At 73.1% G+C, this 18,121-nt stretch carries 15 protein-coding genes; 9 read left to right on the plus strand and 6 right to left on the minus strand.

Annotated features, from left to right (window positions below; genetic code table 11):
* Nucleotides 1-191 precede the first annotated feature (191 nt).
* Together AB0M46_RS42940 and AB0M46_RS42945 are read right to left on the minus strand one after the other, a co-directional pair.
* Complete coding sequence (locus AB0M46_RS42940) at nt 192-833, minus strand: hemerythrin domain-containing protein (RefSeq protein WP_363345840.1); 642 nt, start codon at nt 831-833, stop codon at nt 192-194.
* A gap of 101 nt (nt 834-934) precedes the next feature.
* Nucleotides 935-1,123: a hypothetical protein gene (locus tag AB0M46_RS42945; protein ID WP_363345842.1), complete on the minus strand. Its 189-nt coding sequence runs from the start codon at nt 1,121-1,123 to the stop codon at nt 935-937.
* Between the two features lie 426 nt (nt 1,124-1,549).
* Between AB0M46_RS42945 and AB0M46_RS42950 the strand changes: the two genes are divergently transcribed.
* The gene (locus tag AB0M46_RS42950; protein ID WP_363345844.1) at nt 1,550-2,554 is read left to right on the plus strand and encodes a hypothetical protein; all 1,005 of its coding nucleotides are present in this window, start codon (nt 1,550-1,552) and stop codon (nt 2,552-2,554) included.
* A gap of 4 nt (nt 2,555-2,558) precedes the next feature.
* Here AB0M46_RS42950 and AB0M46_RS42955 read toward each other — a convergent pair whose 3' ends face one another.
* A complete protein-coding gene (locus tag AB0M46_RS42955; RefSeq protein WP_363345846.1) occupies nt 2,559-3,887 on the minus strand; it encodes an ammonium transporter in 1,329 nt (442 codons plus the stop codon).
* Nucleotides 3,888-4,015: 128 nt separating this feature from the next.
* Here AB0M46_RS42955 and asnB point away from each other — a divergent pair, with 128 nt between their 5' ends.
* A complete protein-coding gene (gene asnB / locus AB0M46_RS42960; protein ID WP_363345848.1) occupies nt 4,016-5,812 on the plus strand; it encodes an asparagine synthase (glutamine-hydrolyzing) in 1,797 nt (598 codons plus the stop codon).
* On the opposite strand, the gene AB0M46_RS42965 is transcribed toward asnB, so the two are convergent.
* Nucleotides 5,809-6,357 (minus strand): peptide deformylase, encoded by a 549-nt coding sequence (locus tag AB0M46_RS42965; RefSeq protein ID WP_363345850.1) that lies wholly within the window; start codon nt 6,355-6,357, stop codon nt 5,809-5,811. The genes asnB and AB0M46_RS42965 overlap by 4 nt on opposite strands.
* Nucleotides 6,358-6,407: 50 nt before the next feature.
* On the opposite strand from AB0M46_RS42965, the gene AB0M46_RS42970 reads away from it, so the two are divergent.
* The 7 genes from AB0M46_RS42970 to AB0M46_RS43000 all read left to right on the plus strand — a co-directional run bounded on the left by AB0M46_RS42970 (nt 6,408) and on the right by AB0M46_RS43000 (nt 15,761).
* Nucleotides 6,408-6,899: a helix-turn-helix domain-containing protein gene (locus AB0M46_RS42970; protein WP_363345852.1), complete on the plus strand. Its 492-nt coding sequence runs from the start codon at nt 6,408-6,410 to the stop codon at nt 6,897-6,899.
* Nucleotides 6,900-7,088: 189 nt separating this feature from the next.
* On the plus strand, nt 7,089-7,754 hold the full coding sequence (locus AB0M46_RS42975; RefSeq protein ID WP_363345853.1) for a hypothetical protein: 666 nt from the start codon (nt 7,089-7,091) through the stop codon (nt 7,752-7,754).
* Between the two features lie 14 nt (nt 7,755-7,768).
* On the plus strand, nt 7,769-12,712 hold the full coding sequence (locus AB0M46_RS42980; protein ID WP_363345855.1) for a carbohydrate-binding protein: 4,944 nt from the start codon (nt 7,769-7,771) through the stop codon (nt 12,710-12,712).
* 126 nt (nt 12,713-12,838) lie between these two features.
* Nucleotides 12,839-13,027, plus strand: coding sequence for a hypothetical protein (locus AB0M46_RS42985; RefSeq protein WP_363345857.1), 189 nt, complete (start codon nt 12,839-12,841; stop codon nt 13,025-13,027).
* 109 nt (nt 13,028-13,136) lie between these two features.
* Nucleotides 13,137-13,463, plus strand: a complete 327-nt coding sequence (locus AB0M46_RS42990) for a putative quinol monooxygenase (protein WP_363345859.1) — start codon at nt 13,137-13,139, stop codon at nt 13,461-13,463.
* 22 nt (nt 13,464-13,485) lie between these two features.
* Nucleotides 13,486-15,372, plus strand: coding sequence for an Hsp70 family protein (locus AB0M46_RS42995; protein ID WP_363345861.1), 1,887 nt, complete (start codon nt 13,486-13,488; stop codon nt 15,370-15,372).
* A gap of 47 nt (nt 15,373-15,419) precedes the next feature.
* A complete protein-coding gene (locus AB0M46_RS43000; protein WP_363345863.1) occupies nt 15,420-15,761 on the plus strand; it encodes an MmcQ/YjbR family DNA-binding protein in 342 nt (113 codons plus the stop codon).
* A gap of 59 nt (nt 15,762-15,820) precedes the next feature.
* Here AB0M46_RS43000 and AB0M46_RS43005 read toward each other — a convergent pair whose 3' ends face one another.
* Together AB0M46_RS43005 and AB0M46_RS43010 are read right to left on the minus strand one after the other, a co-directional pair.
* A complete protein-coding gene (locus AB0M46_RS43005) occupies nt 15,821-16,864 on the minus strand; it encodes a chitinase (RefSeq protein WP_363345865.1) in 1,044 nt (347 codons plus the stop codon).
* A gap of 242 nt (nt 16,865-17,106) precedes the next feature.
* The gene (locus AB0M46_RS43010; RefSeq protein WP_363345867.1) at nt 17,107-18,078 is read right to left on the minus strand and encodes a hypothetical protein; all 972 of its coding nucleotides are present in this window, start codon (nt 18,076-18,078) and stop codon (nt 17,107-17,109) included.
* Nucleotides 18,079-18,121: the final 43 nt, after the last annotated feature.

Here is an 18,121-nt window from a genome sequence, read left to right on the forward strand (position 1 = left end):
GAAGCGCAAGCAACTCGGCCCATCTCCTCGACGGTACGTTCTGGATGTCGTAAGGAGGACGCGCCGCGAGCATGGTCATCGTGATGTACAGCTTCGGCTGCGGCGCTGGGAAGACGGCGACTGGCCTGGGAGGTCGGGCCGCCCGGGCGTGGGTGACGTGTTCGGGCGGGTTGCCGAACCGGCTCGGGAGGTCAGGCCGCCCGGACGCGGGTGACGTGCCGGCGGTACTGGCGGGCCCCCGCCGTACGCAGGAAGAAGCGGATCGGCGCCGGCACCCCGGCCAGCAGCCCGGCCCGCTCCCGCGCGCTCGCGTCCTCCAGCAGCGCGCCGAACACCAGGGGCAGCTGGCGGCGCGGGGTGGCGTTCTTGCCGTGCTCGGCCAGCGCCGCCCACTCGGCCGCGCTGACGTGCCGGGTCACCAGGGGCAGGATCTCGCGCTCCTCCAGGTCGAGGTGGGCCACCAGCGCCTCGCGCAGCCGCTCGACCAGGCCGGCCAGCCGGTCGGCCGCCGCTCGGTCCGGCGCGGCGGTCCAGGCCCGCAGCGCCTCGCGGGTCGCCTCCGTGGCCTCCTCGACCCCGTGGTGCTGCGCCTGCATCGTGCGCACCAGGTCGGCCGAGGGCGCCGCCCGCTGCAGCAGCAGCGGCCAGAGCAGCTCGTCCTCGCCCGAGTGGTGGGCGTGCAGGAAGCCCAGCACGAAGTCGGCGTGCGCGCCGATGACGCCGGCGCGGGCGGTGTCGCCGGGGGTGGTCGCGCGCACCAGCGCCGGGATGGCCGCCAGCTCGCGGCGGAACACCCGGTGGATCACTACCATCTCCTGGACGTCGGGTCCCATCTATCTACCTCCGCTGCAGAGTCACATCGAACCGATGTGCTCCAGCGTCGGGCCCGCGGCGCCGCGGGCCCACCAACGGGACCCACACACCACCCACACAGTTACGGGCGGTCCTGATCCCGGCCGTTCTCGTTGAGCCGGCGCAGGCGGCGGATCCGCTCGGTCAGGTCGGCGGTCACCTCGTCCGGGTCGGCCCCGTCGTCCAGCGCCTCGGTCCGGGCGCTGCGCAGCTCCCGCCGCAGCAGCTCGGCGAGACGGTCGCCGGGCGGTTGCGCGGATTGCGGGGCCATGTCCTTATGCTCCCAGATCGGTGAAGCGGCCGGTGCTCCCGGATCGGCGGGGCAGTGCCATCCGAGGTCGACCTTCCTGCGTGAGCCTGTCGTCGCGTTCGCCGCGTTGCGGCTGGGCGATCCTGACGGACCGGCCGGAGCCGGACCGGCCCTCTCCGAACAGATCACCTGACGACCGGTCGAAGCCGGACCGGCCTCCTCCGAACAGATCACCTGGCGACCGGCCGGAGCCGGATTGGCCCCGTCCGAACGGATCACCTGACGACCGGAACGGATCGTTCATTCCACTTCGCTCGCTGCCACACTGACGACAGCGATCCGGCCGTTGCGCCAGAGCCATCCCCCGTTCGCGCGCTGCCACACCGACGACAGCGATCCAGCCGTCGCGCCCAAAAGCCATCCCTGCCAGCGATGAAGGGATTCGTCATGCCTCGATCCGGGCCGACCGCGGCCGACGACGTCCGCCGGCTCGCGCGGCTCGGGACGCTCGCGGCGAGCGTCGCGGGGGCCGGCGACGCCGAGCGCAAGCGCCTGGTCGGGGGCGCGTACTGCGTGGCGTACCCGGTGGTGTGGAGCGGCCTGACCCAGGGCCTGGAGCGCCGCCGCGGCCACAACGGCTGCGCGGTGTCCGTGCGCCACCTCGTCGACGACTGCTTCGACCGCTTCCAGGACGACGTGGAGGCGGTCGTGCACGACGTGGTGCACCGCTCGGTGCGCCCCATCGACAACCTCGAGGCCTGGATCGGCGGGCTGCTCACCTCGGCCACCGTGGACGGCCACCGCCGCCGCCGCGGGGCGATCGGCGCCCTGCAGCGCCCCCGCCCGCCGAAGTGGCTCGTCGACGGCCTGGGCGGCGACCGCTGGCTGGTTCACCTGAGCGTGCAGATGCTGGTGTGGGTCGGCAACCCCGCCATCGCCGGATCGCAGGTCTGGCCGACGGAGGCGTGGACCGACCTGCGCTGCCGGTTCACCGGCCGCTGGGACGCCGGCGACGGCGCCGACGTGCGCCGGGACATCGACGCGGTACTGCGGGTCATGCGCACCCGCCCCGAGTGGTACGCCCGCTACGTGGAGGGCCCGCTCGGCCACAAGCACGTGCCGGTCCCGCGCTTCGCCCCCGTAGACCCCGACGGGCCGCAGCTGCACGCCCTGGACCTGGTGGGGGAGGGGGAGCGGGACGAGGTACACCTGCGGGACCTCGCCCACGAGGCGGTCATCGCCATCCGGGCCCGGCTGCGCGCGGGCGAGGACGCCGAGACCGTCGTCACCGAGGTGATCACCCTGGTCTTCGGCGACGGCGCGGGGACGCTCATCGACCGCCTCCCGCACCAGGACGACCCGGGCGGCGAGCACGTCGTGCGGCTGCTGCGCGACCGGGCCGAGCGGGCCCGCATCGTGGCCGCGGTGCTGGCCATCGTGAAGACGGGCTGAGCCGCTACTGGCCGTCGACCGGGTTGGCGTCGAGGCGCGCCGGGCGTGGCGTGGGCGATGCAGCCTGGTGGTGGGGCACGACGGTCCTCGCCCCGGACGAGGTCGCGTGCAGCTCGTAGGCGGTCTCGGCGTGCACGACCAGGTCGAGGCCGGTCCGCTCGTGCTCCTCGCTCACGCGGAAGCCGACCAGCCGGTCGACCCCTTTGGCCAGCAGCCAGGTGACGCCGAACGCGTACGCCGCGACCACCACCACGGCCAGGGCCTGCCGGCCCAGCAGCCCGAGGCCCCCGCCGTACAGCAGGCCGGAATCGCCGCCCGTGACCGCGCTCGTGGCCAGCAGCCCGATCAGCAGCGTCCCGAGCAGGCCGCCCACGCCGTGCACGCCGGCCACGTCCAGGGAGTCGTCATAGCCCAGCCGGTACTTCAACGACACCGCATAGCAGCAGGCCACCCCCGCGATCGCGCCGATCGCCAGCGCGCCCAGCGGGCTCACGGAGCCGCACGACGGGGTGATCGCGACCAGCCCGGCCACCGCGCCCGAGGCGGCGCCGAGCGTCGTCGGGTGCCCGTCGCGGAAGCGTTCCACGAGCAGCCAGCCGCAGATCGCGGCCGCGCCGGCCACCTGCGTGTTCAGGAACGCCATGGCCGCGCCGCCGCCGGCGGTCAGGGCCGAGCCGGCGTTGAAGCCGAACCAGCCGAACCACAGCAGCCCGGCGCCGAGCACGACCAGGGGCAGGCTGTGCGGGCGCATCGGGTCGGCCCGGAAGCCCAGGCGCGGCCCGAGCACCAGGGCCAGGGCCAGCCCGGAGGCGCCCGAGTTGATCTCCACGACGGTGCCGCCGGCGAGGTCGAAGATGTGCAGGTGGGTGGCGATCCAGCCGCCGCCGAAGACCCAGTGCGCGATCGGCGCGTAGACGGCGAGGACCCACACGGCCACGAAGCCGATCCAGGCGCCGAACTTGGCCCGGTCGGCGATCGCGCCGCTGAGCAGCGCGGCGGTGATGACGGCGAACATCAGCTGGAAGGCGGCGAAGGCGGCGGTCGGCACCGAGCCGGTGAGGTCGTGCCCGGAGATGCCCTGCAGGCCGAGGTACCGCAGATCGCCGATCAGCCCGTCGCCGGCATCGGGCCCGAAGGCGAGGGAGTACCCGGCGACGACCCACACGACGGTGACCACGGCCAGGCAGGCGAAGGACATCATGAGCATGTTGAGGGCGCTCTTCACCCGGACCATGCCGCCGTAGAACAGCGCGAGGCCGGGGACCATGAGCAGCACCAGTGCGGCGCTGACGAGCAGCCAGGCGGTGTCCCCGGCGCTGAAGCCCTGTGGCATGGCGTTCCCCTTCGTTTCGCCCCCAGGCGGCCGGGCCAGCCTGCCGGGGAGCGATTTCGCTGCCACGTCGGTCGAGTTTCGGCCGTGTTACGCCGGTTACCGGTCCGACACGGGGGTACCGGCCGGGCATGTGTGGCATCGCGGGGTGGGTGGACCTCGACCGTGACGTACGTGCCGAGCAGGCTGCGGTGCGGGCCATGACCGGCACGATGGCCCTGCGCGGGCCGGACGCCGAGGGGCTGTGGGTGCGCGAGCACGTGGCCTTCGGGCACCGCCGGCTGGCCGTCATCGACCTTGCCGGCGGTGCGCAGCCGATGGTCGTGGAGGAGGACAGTCGCGAGGTCGCCGCCATCACGTACAGCGGCGAGCTGTACAACTATCGCGAGCTGCGCCAGGAGCTGCGCGGCCGGGGCCACCGGTTCAGCACGGAAAGCGACACCGAGGTGGCGCTGCGCGCGTACGTCGAGTGGGGCGAGAACTTCGTCGACCGGCTCAACGGGATGTACGCCTTCGGCATCTGGGACGTGCGGCGCGAACGGCTGCTGCTGGTGCGCGACCGGATGGGCGTCAAGCCGCTGTACTACTACCGCACCCCCGACGGCGCGGTGCTCTTCGCCTCCGAGCCCAAGGCGATCTTCGCCCACCCGCTCGCCGAGGCGGTCGTCGACTCCGACGGGCTGCGCGAGCTGTTCGCCCTGGTCAAGACGCCCGGGCACGGCGTGTACCGCGGCCTGCGCGAGGTCATCCCCGGCGAGACGGTGCGGGTCGGCCGCGACGGCGTGCACCGCCGCCGGTACTGGCGCCCTACCTACGCCGAGCACCGCGACGACCTCGGCACCACCGTGCGCACGGTGCGCGGGCTCCTCGACGACATCGTGGCCCGCCAGACGATCGCCGACGTGCCGCTGTGCGCGCTGCTCTCCGGCGGCCTGGACTCCTCGGCCATCACCGCGCTGGCCCACGCCGCCCTGACCGCCCGCGGCGAGGGCCCGCTGCGCTCCTTCGCCGTCGACTTCGCCGGCCAGGCCGAGCACTTCACGCCCGATGCCTTCCGCGCCACGCCGGACGCCCCTTACGTGCACGCCGTGGCCGGGCACGTGGGCACCGCCCACCAGGACATCGTGCTGGAGGCGGGCGACCTGATGGACCCGCTCGACCGGGCCGCCGTGGTCGACGCGGCCGACCTGCCCACCTTCGGCGGCGACATCTTCACGTCGCTGTACCTGCTGTTCCGGGCCGTGCGCGAGCACTCGACGGTGGCGCTGTCCGGCGAGGCGGCCGACGAGGTGTTCGGCGGCTACTCCTGGTTCCACACGCCGGAGACGGTCGGGGCCGACGCCTTTCCGTGGCTGCTCATCGCCGACGGGGACCTCGACGCCCTGGATCCGGGGGTGCGGGCGGAGCTGGACGTGCCCGGCTACCGGGCGCAGGCCTACCGCGACGCGCTCGCCGAGGTCGAGCACGGCGACGACCCCGACCCGCGCAACCGGCGCATGCGCGAGCTCAGCTACCTGCACCTGACCCGCTTCGTGCGCATCCTGCTCGACCGCAAGGACCGGATGAGCATGGCGCACGGCCTCGAGGTGCGGGTGCCGTACTGCGATCACCGGCTGGTGGAGTACGTCTACAACACGCCGTGGTCGATGAAGACCTTCGACGGCCGGGAGAAGAGCCTGCTGCGCGCGGCGACGGCGGACGCGCTGCCGGAGGCGGTCGTGCAGCGGGTGAAGAGCCCGTACCCGTCGACCCAGGACCCCGAATACGAGCGGGCGCTGCGCGAGACGCTGGACCGGGTCGCGACCGACTCGCCGGCCGCCCCGCTACTCGACCCCGGGCTGCCCGGGCACCCGACCCGCCGCGCGGCCGAGCAGGCGCTGAGCCTGGACGTGTGGATGCGCCGGGAGCCCGTGCGCGTGCTCGTCTAGCGGCCCCGGCCCAGCAGGGGGTGCGGGCTCACCTTCACGCGCGGCGCGGCGTCGGCGAACCACGGCGCCTCACGGATGGCCCGCATCGCCGCGCGGCGCCGCTGCGCGTCCATGCGGTCGATGAACCACACGCCGTCGAGGTGGTCGGTCTCGTGCTGCAGGCAGCGGGCCATCTCGCCGGTGCCGACCACCTGGATCGGGTCGCCGCGGTCGGTGAAGCCCTTGGCGACCGTGTGCAGGCGGCGCTTGGTGTCGAAGTACAGCCCGGGGATGGACAGGCAGCCCTCCGGCCCGTCCTGCTCCCGCTCGTCGGGGAAGCTCAGCACCGGGTTGACCAGGTGGCCCCGCACGCCATCGACGTCGAAGGCGAACGCCCGCACGCCGATGCCCAGCTGCGGGGCGGCCAGGCCGGCGCCGCGCTGGTCCCGCAGCGTGTCGGTCAGGTCGCGGACCAGGCGGCGCAGCTCGGCGTCGAACGTCGTCACCTCCTCCGTCGGCGTGGTCAGCACCGGATCTCCGAAGAGCCGGATGGGCAGCACGGTCATCGCCAACCTCCTTGCCACATGGCTTTGCAAACACCATACTTTGCAAAGTGATGACCCGTCAGCCCGCCGCCGCACTCGGCCACCCGGTCCGGGTGGCCCTGCTGGAGCTGCTGCGCGAGCGCGGCACGGTGACCTCGACGGAGGCGGCCCGCGAGCTGGGTGGCTCGTCCGGCCTGCACTCCTTCCACCTGCGGCAGCTGGCGCGGCACGGGCTGGTGGAGCCGGTCCCGGGCCACGGGCGGGAGAAGCCCTGGCGGCTGGCGGGGGAGCGGCCGGCCGATCTCGGGGAGCTCGCCCGGGGCCTGGAGGACGAGAGCTATCAGCGCTGGCTGGCGCTGCGGGAGCAGGCCCCCGCGCCGTGGCGGCGCGACGAGGCGTTCTCCCAGGTGGTGTACGTCACGCCAGACGAGATGGCGGAGCTGGCCGGCGAGATGCGGGCGCTCGTGGAGCGGTACCGCCACCGCGAGGCCCGCCCGGCGCCGGGCATGCGGCCGGTTGCCGTGGTGAGCAGGGTCTTCCCGATGCTGGGCCCGGACGCGTAACGAGGGCGGGGCGCGCCGACCGGGCCCGGTGACGGCGCGGGACCTGCGGCGCGAGCGGGGTGGAGACGAGCCCGCCGCCGAACTGTTTGTTCATCTGTCGGTCGCTGAGCGGGACCTGCGGGTTTGCGGCGCCAAACGTCAGACTTCTCCGGCGTCGAAAATGATCTCGAACAACCCGGAGTGTCTCCCGTGGCTCAGCGCCTCCTCGCGGGTGTCCTCGCGCTGGCCGCAGTGTTCATCGCCCCGCAGCCGGCCGCGGCCCACCCCTTCGGCGACCCGCAGACCGTCGCCGTCTCCGCCGATGCCGAGGTCGTGCACGTGCGCTGGAAGGCCGGCGGCCTCGACGACCTGACGCTGCTCGGCGTCGCCCTCGGCGTGCTGCCCCAGGACCGCGTCATGCTCGACGGCGCCGTGTTCTACCGCGACGCCGACGCCGCCGCGATCGGACCCTCCCCGCAGTTCGCCGGCTACCTGCTGCGCCAGATCACCGTGACCGCCGCCGGGAAGCGGTGCGCCGGGACCGTCCAGCCGCCGGCCGACCTCGCCAGGACCGGCACGACCGTCGACTTCGCCTGCCCCGCGCCGATCGGCACCGCCACGATCGCGGTGCGGACGCTCACGGACCTCAATCCGGCGTACCAGACCCTTGCCACCGGCCCGGACGGCCAGCGCACGGTCTACCGCCAGGGCGCGGACACCCACGAGTGGACCCTGGGCACCGCCGCCGCCGGCGGCAACCTCGGCCGCAGCGCCGCCCTGCAGGTCGGGGCCGTCGTGGGCACCCTCCTCGTCCTCGCCGCCATGGGCTTCTTCCTGGTGCGGCGTCGGCTCAAACCCACCACCCGGGAAACATAAGGAGAGTCACGAGCATGAGGCAAGGAATGCGGCGGGCGCTCGCCTCCGCGCTCGCCCTTGCGCTGGTCGGCGGGACCAGCGCGGCGATCGGGCCGAACACCGCCGGGGCGCAGGAAGCGCCCCCGGGCGCGACCGGCGCACCGGTGCTCAACCTGGCCGACGGCCAGACCCTCGAGGGCACCGCCCACATCGGCGCCGAGCCGACCGTGGAGAACGACTCGGTCGTGGCCCTGAAGGTCGACGACCGGCAGATCACCGCGAAGGCGACGGCCGGCACCGCGCACTTCGGGTTCGACATGGGCGGCAACGGTACCGAGGCCCGCTACCACAACTACATCACCGTCAACGACCACACGGCCGAGGCCGACCGCGTCTATGTGCCCGACATCCCCGGCGGCCGCGCCGCGAGCCTCGAATTCCCCGGCGAGTGGTTGCACCAGGGCGTCAACAAGGTCACCGTGCACGCCGGCTGGAACTGGGTGGACACCACCAACGCCGCCGCGGTCGGCGTGGACCAGCTGCCCTTCGGCGAGGGGCTGCGCTGCCCCAACTACGACGACTTCGCGCTGAGCAGCATCAGCCTGAGCCTGCTCGGCGTCGTGGCCGACGGCGAGCAGAACGCCTTCAGCTACACCTTCGGCGACGGCACCTGCGGCAGCTCGCCGCACCTGCTCACCCAGGACCTGACGTTCGTCGTCTCCGGCACCCCCGGCGGCACCGCCGGCCTCGGCGCCGACCTGGACACCACCACCCTGGCCAACGGCGCGCACACGGTCACCGCGACCACCAAGTCCGGCGCCAGCAGCCGGGTCGCGGTCGCGGTGAACAACGCCCCGCCCGGCGCGCCGAAGGTCACCCCGGCCGACGGGGCCCTCGTGCGCACCACGTTGCCGGTCATCGCGGCCCTCACCGGCGGCACCGGCACCGTGGACTCGCTGGCGATCGACGGCCGCGCCGCCGAGAACGCCGAGACCCTGGCGTCGGGCACCGCGACCCTCGCGCTGACGGTCGAGGCCGGCAACTCGGCCGAGGCCAAGTACCACAACTACCTGCTGGTCAACGGCAACCGGATCGACCTCGGCGGGGACTACGGCGTGGCCGGCGCGGAGACCGCCACCATCCAGCTCCCGCACCGGTACCTGCACCTCGGCGACAACGTCGTGCAGGTCAAGACCGGCGACTACAACGGCACCCTGAACGGTGCCACCTGCGCCAACCACGACGACTTCAAGCTGACCCGGGCGGCCACCCGGCTCACCCTGGGGACCGCCGGCACGGTGACCGCGGGCACCACCTACCTGCTCACCACGACCGGCGCCACCACCACCCGGGTCGTCACCACCGACGCCTCGCTGGCGCTGGGCGACGGCACCTGCGGCCCCAACAAGGAGGCCGAGTTCCACTTCGACGTCGCGGACGCGCCGACCACCCGCACGATCGACACCCTCGCCGCGAGCGGCGAGGCGCACCTGCGGGTCTTCGTCGGCGGCAACGGCTCCGACAGCGGCTTCGACAACAAGGTGCTCATCAACGGCATCCCGCTGGACCTGGGCATCTGGGAGAAGGAGGTCGCCGACCTCGCCTTCCCGAACGAGTGGCTCGTGCCGGGCGTCAACACCGTCGAGTTCGTGGCCGGCAGCGACCACGGCAGCGCCAAGCCCGGCGGCTGCGACAACTACGACGACTTCACCCTCCGCGACTTCCAGCTCGTCCCGGTCGGCGCGACCGCGACCCAGCTGACCAAGGAGATCGCCGAGAACACGGTGACGATCGGCTCGGCCAGCTACCCGGCCGGCCAGCAGGTGACCGTCTACGTCGGCGACGGCACCTGCGGCAGCAGCTTCAACCCGGTGCTGGACAAGACGATCACGTTCGACGTCGCCGCGCCCGGCCAGGGCAAGCGGGCCGACGTGGACACCACCACGCTCGCCGACGGCGGGCACACCATCAAGGCCGTGGCCGGCGACAAGGCGTCCACCCGCGGCTTCACCGTCGACAACACCGCGCCCGAGGTCGCCAGCAGCGTCCCGGCCGACGGGCAGAACCTCACCTCGACCGTCGCGCTCATGGTCAAGATCAAGGACGCCTCCGGGGTGGCCGGCAAGCCGGTCATCACGCTCGACGGCAAGGCGGTCAACCAGGGCGACCAGATCGGCCACGGCCTGCCGGCCGGCGCGCACACGCTCGCCGTCACCGCGACCGATGTCCTGGGCAACACGGCCACCCGGCAGATCCACTTCACCAGCGCCAACATCCCCGACGTGCCGACCGACCTGGCGGCCGCGGTCACCGGTGTCAACGCGCCGTCGGCCAACCTGTCGGCCAAGGTTCCCGGCGCGCCCGGCGTGCCGCTGACCGCCACGTTCACCAAGGCCGACGTGGTGCTGCCGACCGGCGGCTACCAGGGCACGGCCTCCGCGGTGCCGACCACGCTCGACGTCGCTCACGACGGCAGCATCAAGGTCGAGTCGCTGCGGCCCCTGGACGGGCAGAGCATCGACACGCCGTCCGGGCGGGACGTGGTCTTCCAGCGCTACGACCTCAACATCGGCACCGCGGCGAACCCGACCCTGCGCTGGGAGGGCACCATCGACCCGGAGCGGGTCGTCGCCCTGCGGGCGTGGGACGCGGCGGCCAAGCAGTGGGTGGTCCTCACCAGCTCCCGCGGCCAGGCCCAGCACAGCACCGTGCTGGCCACCCAGCTCGCCGACGCCTACCGCGACGGCGGCACCGTGCACGTGCTCGTCACCGGCGAGGACCCGTTCGCCGACGACCTCTCGCCGCACGACGCCACCGCGCAGGCGGACAAGGACCACTTCGAGGACCCGGGGACGTACGACTTCGCCCTGGCCCACTTCACCGACACGCAGTACCTCACCGAGGGCGCGGCCGGCGGCACGTACGACAACTGGAACGGCGTCAAGGAGGCCTCCGACGTCGAGACGGCCGAGGAGCAGGCCATCTGGGCGGCGGCCTACAAGGACACCACCCAGTGGATCGCCGACAACGCGGCCGGACGGAAGATCGCCTACACCGCGCACACCGGCGACATCATCGAGAACGACTACTACGACCCGCTCGCCAAGAAGCCGGACGGCTCGCTGCTGCGCCCGGGCCTGAACGAGGAGGTCGACAAGGAGCTCGCGCTCGCGTCGGACTACCAGAAGGTGCTCGACGACAACGGCGTGGTGAACCAGGTCATCGCCGGCAACCACGACAACCAGCTCGGCGCCGAGACCGGCCCGGACTCCCGGTTCAGCAAGACGTTCGGCGCGAGCCGCTACTACCAGGTGGCCAAGGGCTGGCCGGCCGGCGCGGAGTACCACGCGTGGGACGAGCAGTTCAACGCCGACGGCAGCGTCGTGCCCGGCCGGGACAACCAGAACAACTACGTGCTGTTCTCGGCCGGCGGCCTCGACTTCGTCGCGGTCGGGCTCTCCTACGGCGTCACGCCGCAGGAGGCGAAGTGGGCGGACTCCGTCTTCAAGCGCTACAAGGACCGCAACGGCATCCTGCTGTCGCACGACTACCTCAAGCCGTCGACCAACCCCGACGGGCGCGGGGCGGCCTTCTCGGCGCCGGACGGCTCGCCGCTGTACAAGCAGGTGGTCGAGGCCAACCCGAACGTCTTCCTGGTCCTCGCCGGCCACGAGCACGGCGTCGGCACCAACCTGAAGACGAACGTCGGCGTGACCGTCGCGCACGACGTGGTCGAGCTGCTCGCGGACTACCAGTTCTACACGGTCCCGGCCGGCGAGCTGTGGCCCTCGCTGGTCGACGCGAACGGCAACATCGACGTCAACGGCGACGGCACGCCCGATCACAAGGCGACCGACCGGCTGCAGTTCGGCGCGAGCTTCCTGCGGCTGCTGCAGTTCGACGTCAAGCGGGCGGTGATGCACATCGACACGTACTCCCCGTTCCTGAACAACTACGGGGCGACGGAGTACGACATCCGCCAGGACGGGAGCCAGACCAAGCCGCGCTACAACGGCGCCGAGGACAACCTGACCCTCCCGGTCGACCTCACCACCCGCAAGACGTCCTTCGCCACCGACTCCCTGGCCGCTTACGTGCCGGCCGGGACCATCGGCACGGCGCAGGTCCAGTCGGGCGGCACGGCCACCGTGCGCTGGACCGGGCTGACCCCGGCGACGTCGTACGCCTGGATCGTCTCGGCCAGCAGCGCCGACGGCGGCGTGGCGGTGGCCCAGCCCGCGGTCCTGCGCACCGTGCGGGGCGCGCCGGTGCTGGCCGCTTCGTCGGCGTCGGTCGACTGGGGCACGGCGGCGACGGTCACCGTGCAGGTCTCCGCGGACGGTGTCACCGTCCCGGGCGTGGTGGAGCTGCGCGAGGGCGACAAGGTGCGCGGCTCGGCCGGCCTGACCGGCAACGCGGTGACGTTCACGCTGCCGCCGGGCCTCTCGGCGGGCGTGCACACGCTGACGGCCGCGTACCTCGGCACCGACGCCTTCGCCCCGGCGACGGCGACGGCCACCGTGACCGTGAACCTGCCGGCGGCCTGGACCGCCTCGACGCAGTACAAGTACAACGAGAAGGTCAGCTACGACGGCCGCGCCTACATCGCGGCCTGGGCCACCAAGAACCAGAAGCCGGGCGATCCGACCGGCCCCTGGCAGGAGCTGGCCATGACCGAGGGCGGGACCAGCGTCTGGACCGCGTCGCGCATCTTCAACTCGGGGGAGATCGCGATGTACAAGGACAAGAAGTTCCGCGCCCGCTGGTGGACCCGCAACCAGGCCCCCGGCGACCCGAACGGCCCCTGGGAGGAGATCGCCCCGCCGTCCCCGGGCGGCGGACCGGCGGCCTGGACGGCCACGACGGTGTACAACACCGGCGACCGGGTGACCCACGACAAGCGCGTCTACGAGGCGAAGTGGTGGACCCGCAACCAGGCCCCCGGTGACCCCAACGGCCCCTGGAAGCTGATCCCGTAGTTGTAGTCCCGACCGGGGCGGCGGACGTCTCTTGCGTCCGCCGCCCCGGCGGTGGCCGCCTGGCGCGGACCGGGTAGGGGTCGCCTAGGGGATGGCCGGCAAGATATTCGCGATTATCGTCGTGTCGTGTCCGACGACAACATGGCGGCGCTGCTGCGGGCCGTGTTCACCGCGTTGCTGGTGCTGGGCTCGTGCGTCAGCGGCTGCGCCGTCCCGCTCGAATGGTTCAGGGACGCGGGGGAGCCTCCGGACGGGCGTCCGCTCACGCCCGCCGAGGAAGCCACGTGGGAGGCGCTGGTCGCCGGCCTGCGATGACGGGGCGGGACCGCGGCTCGCGGGTGACCCGGCAGCGGCCGGCATGTTTCCGGGCTGCGTTCGCAGATATATATCTTCCGAGAGCCGAGTTTCTCGTGAGGAGTATCGAATGATCTTCATTACCGCGAAGTTCCGCGTCCTGCCCGAGCACGCCGAAGCGTGGCCCGCCATTTCCGGGCCGTTCACGGAGGCGACCCGGGCCGAGCCGGGCTGCCTGTGGTTCGACTGGTCCCGCAGCCTGGCGGACCCGAACGAGTACGTGCTGGTCGAGGCCTTCCGCGACGGCGACGCCGGTGCCGCTCACGTCGGGTCGGAGCACTTCCGGGAGGCGCAGCGGACGCTGCCGCAGTACCTCGCCGAGACCCCGCGGATCGTCAACGCCACGGTCGAGCAGGACGAGTGGTCCGAGCTCGGGGAGCTCGCCGTCGACCGGTAGGCGTGCAGTACGCTCGCCGAGCATGACGGAGCCCGTGTTGCGGCTGGGGATCGACTTCGGCACGTCCACCACCGTCGCCGTGCTGCGCCGGCCCGACGGGCGCACACAGCAGCTGCTCTTCGACGGCTCGCCCCTGCTGGCCTCCGCGGTGCTACTCGGGCCGGACGGCCGGCTGCACACCGGCCGGGACGCGGCGCACCTGGCCCGCAGCGCGCCGCACCGGCTCGAACCGAACCCGAAGCGGCGCATCGACGAGCCGGCCGTCCTGCTCGGCGACGACGAGGTCACGGTCGGCCGGCTCATCACCGCGGTCCTCACCCGGATCGCCGCCGAGGCGGACCGGGTCGCGGCCGCCCCGGTCCGCGCGGCCACCCTGACCCATCCGGTCGGCTGGGGCCCGCAGCGCCGGGCCACGCTCGTCGCGGCCGCCAGGCGGGCCGGCCTGACCGAGGTCGGCCTCGTCGCCGAGCCGCTCGCCGCCGCGGCCGCCTTCACCGCGGTGCACGGCGGCGCCCTTGCCGACGGCACCCACCTCCTCGTCTTCGACCTCGGCGCCGGGACCTGCGACGTCTCGCTGCTGCGCCGCGACCCGTACGGCTTCGAGCCGGTCGCCGACGACGGCCGCGACGACATCGGCGGACTCGACGTGGACGCCGCCATCGTGACCGCGCTGCAGGAGACCTTCGGGCAGCTGTGGACCGACGCCGCCAGCCGCCTGCGGCTGTGGGACGAGGTGCGCTCGGCCAAGGAGATGCTGTCGCGAGCCAGCGGCACGGTGGTGGCGCTCCCGTCCCTGGGCCGGGAGGTGCCGTTCGGCCGCGAGCAGCTGGAGGCCATCGCCCGGCCGGTGCTGTGGCCGGCGGTGGCCATGACGGCGGCGCTGCTGCGCACGGCCCGGGTGAGCCCGGCCGACGTCGGCGGGGTGTTCCTGGTCGGCGGCTCGAGCCGCATCCCGCTGGTGGCCACGATGCTGCACGAGACGCTCGGGATCGCCCCGGTCGTGGCCGAGCAGCCGGAGCTCGTCGTCGCGGAAGGCGCCCTCCGCCTCGGCGCCACGGGGCCGGCGAGCGACGCCTGGGGCCTCGGCGGCGCGGAGCCGGCCCCGGAGCCGACGCCGGAGCCGGCTGCGGGTACGGGTGCGGAGGAGCCGATCAGTGGCTGGCGTTACGGGGGTGTGGGGCCGATCGGCGGTGGGCAACCGTTCCCGCGCCAGGACGGTGGCGCCGCGCCGGCGGACGTCGCGGCGGCGGCGCGGCGGCGGTGGTGGCGGGCCGGGCTGGCGGCGGCCGCCGTCGTGGTGCTCGCGTTCGGCGTGTTCGCCATCTACCTGAGCGTGCGCAAGCCCGAGGGCACCGGGACGGCCGCGTCGCCGAGCGCCGCCGGGCTGCGGTACGACCTGGCCAAGACGCCCGACAACCTCTGCCCGCTCATCTACTTCCAGGAGTTCATGGACCTCTACGACGGCAAGATCGACCCGGACCAGCCCGGTCGCAACCTGACCGGCCAGCTGGGCTCCGCGAACTGCCACAGCGAACGCATCCAGCTGCATGGCACGGCCCGGGTCGAGCTCAACGGCAGCATCAGCGTGCGGCCCGACAACGAGGCCGCCAGGCGCGACTACCAGCAGGTGGTGGCCGGCACCGCGAGGGTCAACGACACCCCCGCCCCCGTGGACGACCTGGGTGACGAGGCCGTCGTGTACCAGCTCAAGGACTCCAGCCAGAAGGCCTCCACCGAGATCACGATCGTGCTCGGCGTCCGCCAGGCCAACCTGGTCTGGATCCTGCGCGTCCGGTTCATCCGCACCGACAAGGCCGGCTGGGACGACGGCGATCGCCAGATGCTCTGCAGCCGTCTCGTCCAGGCCAGCTGGGTCACCCTGAAGAACCTCGCCACCGCCCTGACCTGACGGCACCAACGAGATCGGCGCCGTCAGCGCCCCGATAGGCTGCGCCCATGGCGGACGCGGACGACGTGCGGAGGCTGGCCCTGGCGTTGCCCGGCGTGGCCGAGATCGACAGCGAGGGCTTCGACTTCCGGGTGGGCAACAAGGGCTTCGTCTGGTCGTACCCGGAGCGTCTCCCGGGCCGGCCGCGGGTGATCCGCACCGACGTCGCCGTGCTCTACGTCGGCGACGAGGCGGAGAAGCAGGCCCTGCTGCTGGGCGAGCCGGAGCGGTTCTTCACCACCCCGGCGTACGACGGCATGCCGCTGGTCATGCTCCGGCTGGAGACGGTGGGCGCGGACCGCCTCGAGGAACTGGTCACCGACGCCTGGCGGATGCGCGCCCCGGACTGAGCATCGCGTCGGGAGGATGTGCCCGTCGCGCGGCGGCGGGCACATCCGACCCGGCCGCGTCAGCCGGCGAAGGCCTGCATGATGTGGGTGTACTGGTACGGGGCCTGGGCCACGCCGGAGCAGTCGTCCGAGCCGGCCACGCCCGGGCAGCCGCCGTTGTCGCGGCCCAGCGCCCAGAAGGACAGCTCGCCGATGTGGTGCTCGGCGGCCCACCGGGTGACGTCGCGCGCGCCCGCCAGGGTGAGGATCTCCAGCGGTCCGGTCTCGCCGCCCGAGCCGTAGTCGTCGATGCCGAGCATCTCGGTCACGCCGACCATGCGCCACAGTTCGGCGGTGGAGCGGCGCGGGTACAGCTGCCGGAGCGTGTCGAGCAGGCCGCGGGCGGCGGTCTTCGTGTCGGCGGCCATGTCGTGGGGCTGGTCGTCGTAGTAGTCGAAGGTCATGATGTTGACGATGTCGACCCGGGCGCCGTAGCGCTGGGCGCTCCTGAGCACGTTGACGGCGTTGGGTTCCAGGCCGTGCGGGGTGCTCGGCAGGGTGTAGACGATCTGCAGCGGGCGGTGCTGGCGCGCGGCCCACTGCTGCACGAGGTGGATCGCCTGGTTGCGGCGGTCGATCGCGGCCAGGTTGTTCAGTGACTGGTCCTCGATGTCCATGTCCAGGCGGGTCGCGCCGTAGGTGGCGATCACCTTCTGGTACGCCGCGGCGATCCGGGGCACGTCGGTGCAGCTGTCGGCGATCTCGGTGGCGGTGCTGTCGGCGCCGTAGCCGCCGAAGGACGGCACCACGTCGCCGCCGGTGGCGCGGATGCGGGCGATGTCGGGGCCGAACGTGGACCAGGCGACGGGCTTGGCCGGGTCGCCGTTCCACAGCACGTCGCAGGAGCCGGTCGCCTGGGTCTGCAGGAACGCCATGGTGAGGTACCGCGCGCCGGAGGCCCGGCTGACCGCGGCGGGATTGGCGCCGGTGTAGCTCTGGAAGTACGGCGAGAAGACGTGCTCGGGCAGGACGCGGTGGGTCTCGCCGGCGTTGGCGGCGGTCGCCGGGACCAGCGCGGCTACGGCCACCGCGGCGCTGAGCAGGCCGCGCAGGAAGTGGGGCATGGGCAACCCTTCGAGTGAGGGACGCAATTAATAGGAAACCTGACTGACAGTCGGCCGCGTGTCAAGAGACCTGGCACATCGACTTCGGTCGAACGCGTTGACAGATCTGGCGCACGACTGGAATCTGTCATCGACAGTGATGAAAGTCTCGGGCGGCGCGCGCTCCTCGTGGAGACGACGGGCCGGGTACCGCCATACCCGGCCCGTCCCGGGACCGTCAGCTCGCGGCGCGGCGCAGGGGCTCAGGCGGCCCTGGTGATCCGGTCGATCAGCGCGGCGTCGGCCTGGCGCAGCGACCAGCCCTTGTCCGACTCGGTGCTCATGCGCCGGCAGCCGTCGAGCTCGACCCACACGCCGCCGGGGCCGTTGCCGGCCGGCTGGAACATCGCGAACCGGCCGGCGTGGGCGGTGCACGGCGCCGCCGGCCCGGCGGCGAGCATGGCCTTGCGCAGCTCGGCCCAGGCCGCCGCGGCCAGCGGCCCGCCCCGCTCGAAGTTCCCACCCGGCTTGGCGCTGCCCTGCTCGGACGGCGGCACGGTGTAGACGCACAGCCGCACGTCGGCCGTGGCCGGCTCGAACGGCCCGTCCAGCTTCGCACCGGCCTCGCTGGTCACGGTGCCGACCATGTCGGAGTAGCCCTGGCTGCAGCCGGACTGGGCGGCCGCGGAGGACACGATCTCGCCGATGACGGTCGAGGACACGACGGTGCTGTGGAGGTGCTGCAGCGCGTTGCGCACCTCGATGCGGGGGTTGCCGCAGCCGTCGCCGGCGACGCCGGGCTGCAGCCAGTGCCCGCCGGCGTCGAGGACCGCGAAGAAGGGGAGGGTGACCAGAGCCAGGTCGCACGCCGCGTCGGCCGGTGGCCGCAGGCCGGGCAGGCGCAGCGCGGCGGTGAGCTCGCGCACGTCGGTCGCGCGCCGCTCGACCCTGGCCTGGTTCTTGGCGCCGCCGGGCCCGTCCTGGATCTCCATGGCGCACACCACGACGGCGGCCGGCGCGAAGTCGTCGGGCAGCCGGGGCAGCATCAGCGCGTCGGTCTGGCCCTGCCCGCCGGCGGGGCCGGTCGGGGTGCCCTCGGGCAGGTCCTTGCACGAGGTCCAGGCGTCGTGGATCTCCGGTGGGCCCGCCGGGACCTCGGGCCCGTCGAGCTTCTTCGCACACCCCGTGAGCGCGACCGCGACCAGGGCGGCGACGGCGAGGAGCTTGGTCCGCATGGAGCTTGGACGCTACCACCGCGGGCCCGGTTCCGGGGGGGGG

Source organism: Dactylosporangium sp. NPDC051485, from assembly GCF_040682015.1.
Taxonomy (GTDB): domain Bacteria; phylum Actinomycetota; class Actinomycetes; order Mycobacteriales; family Micromonosporaceae; genus Dactylosporangium.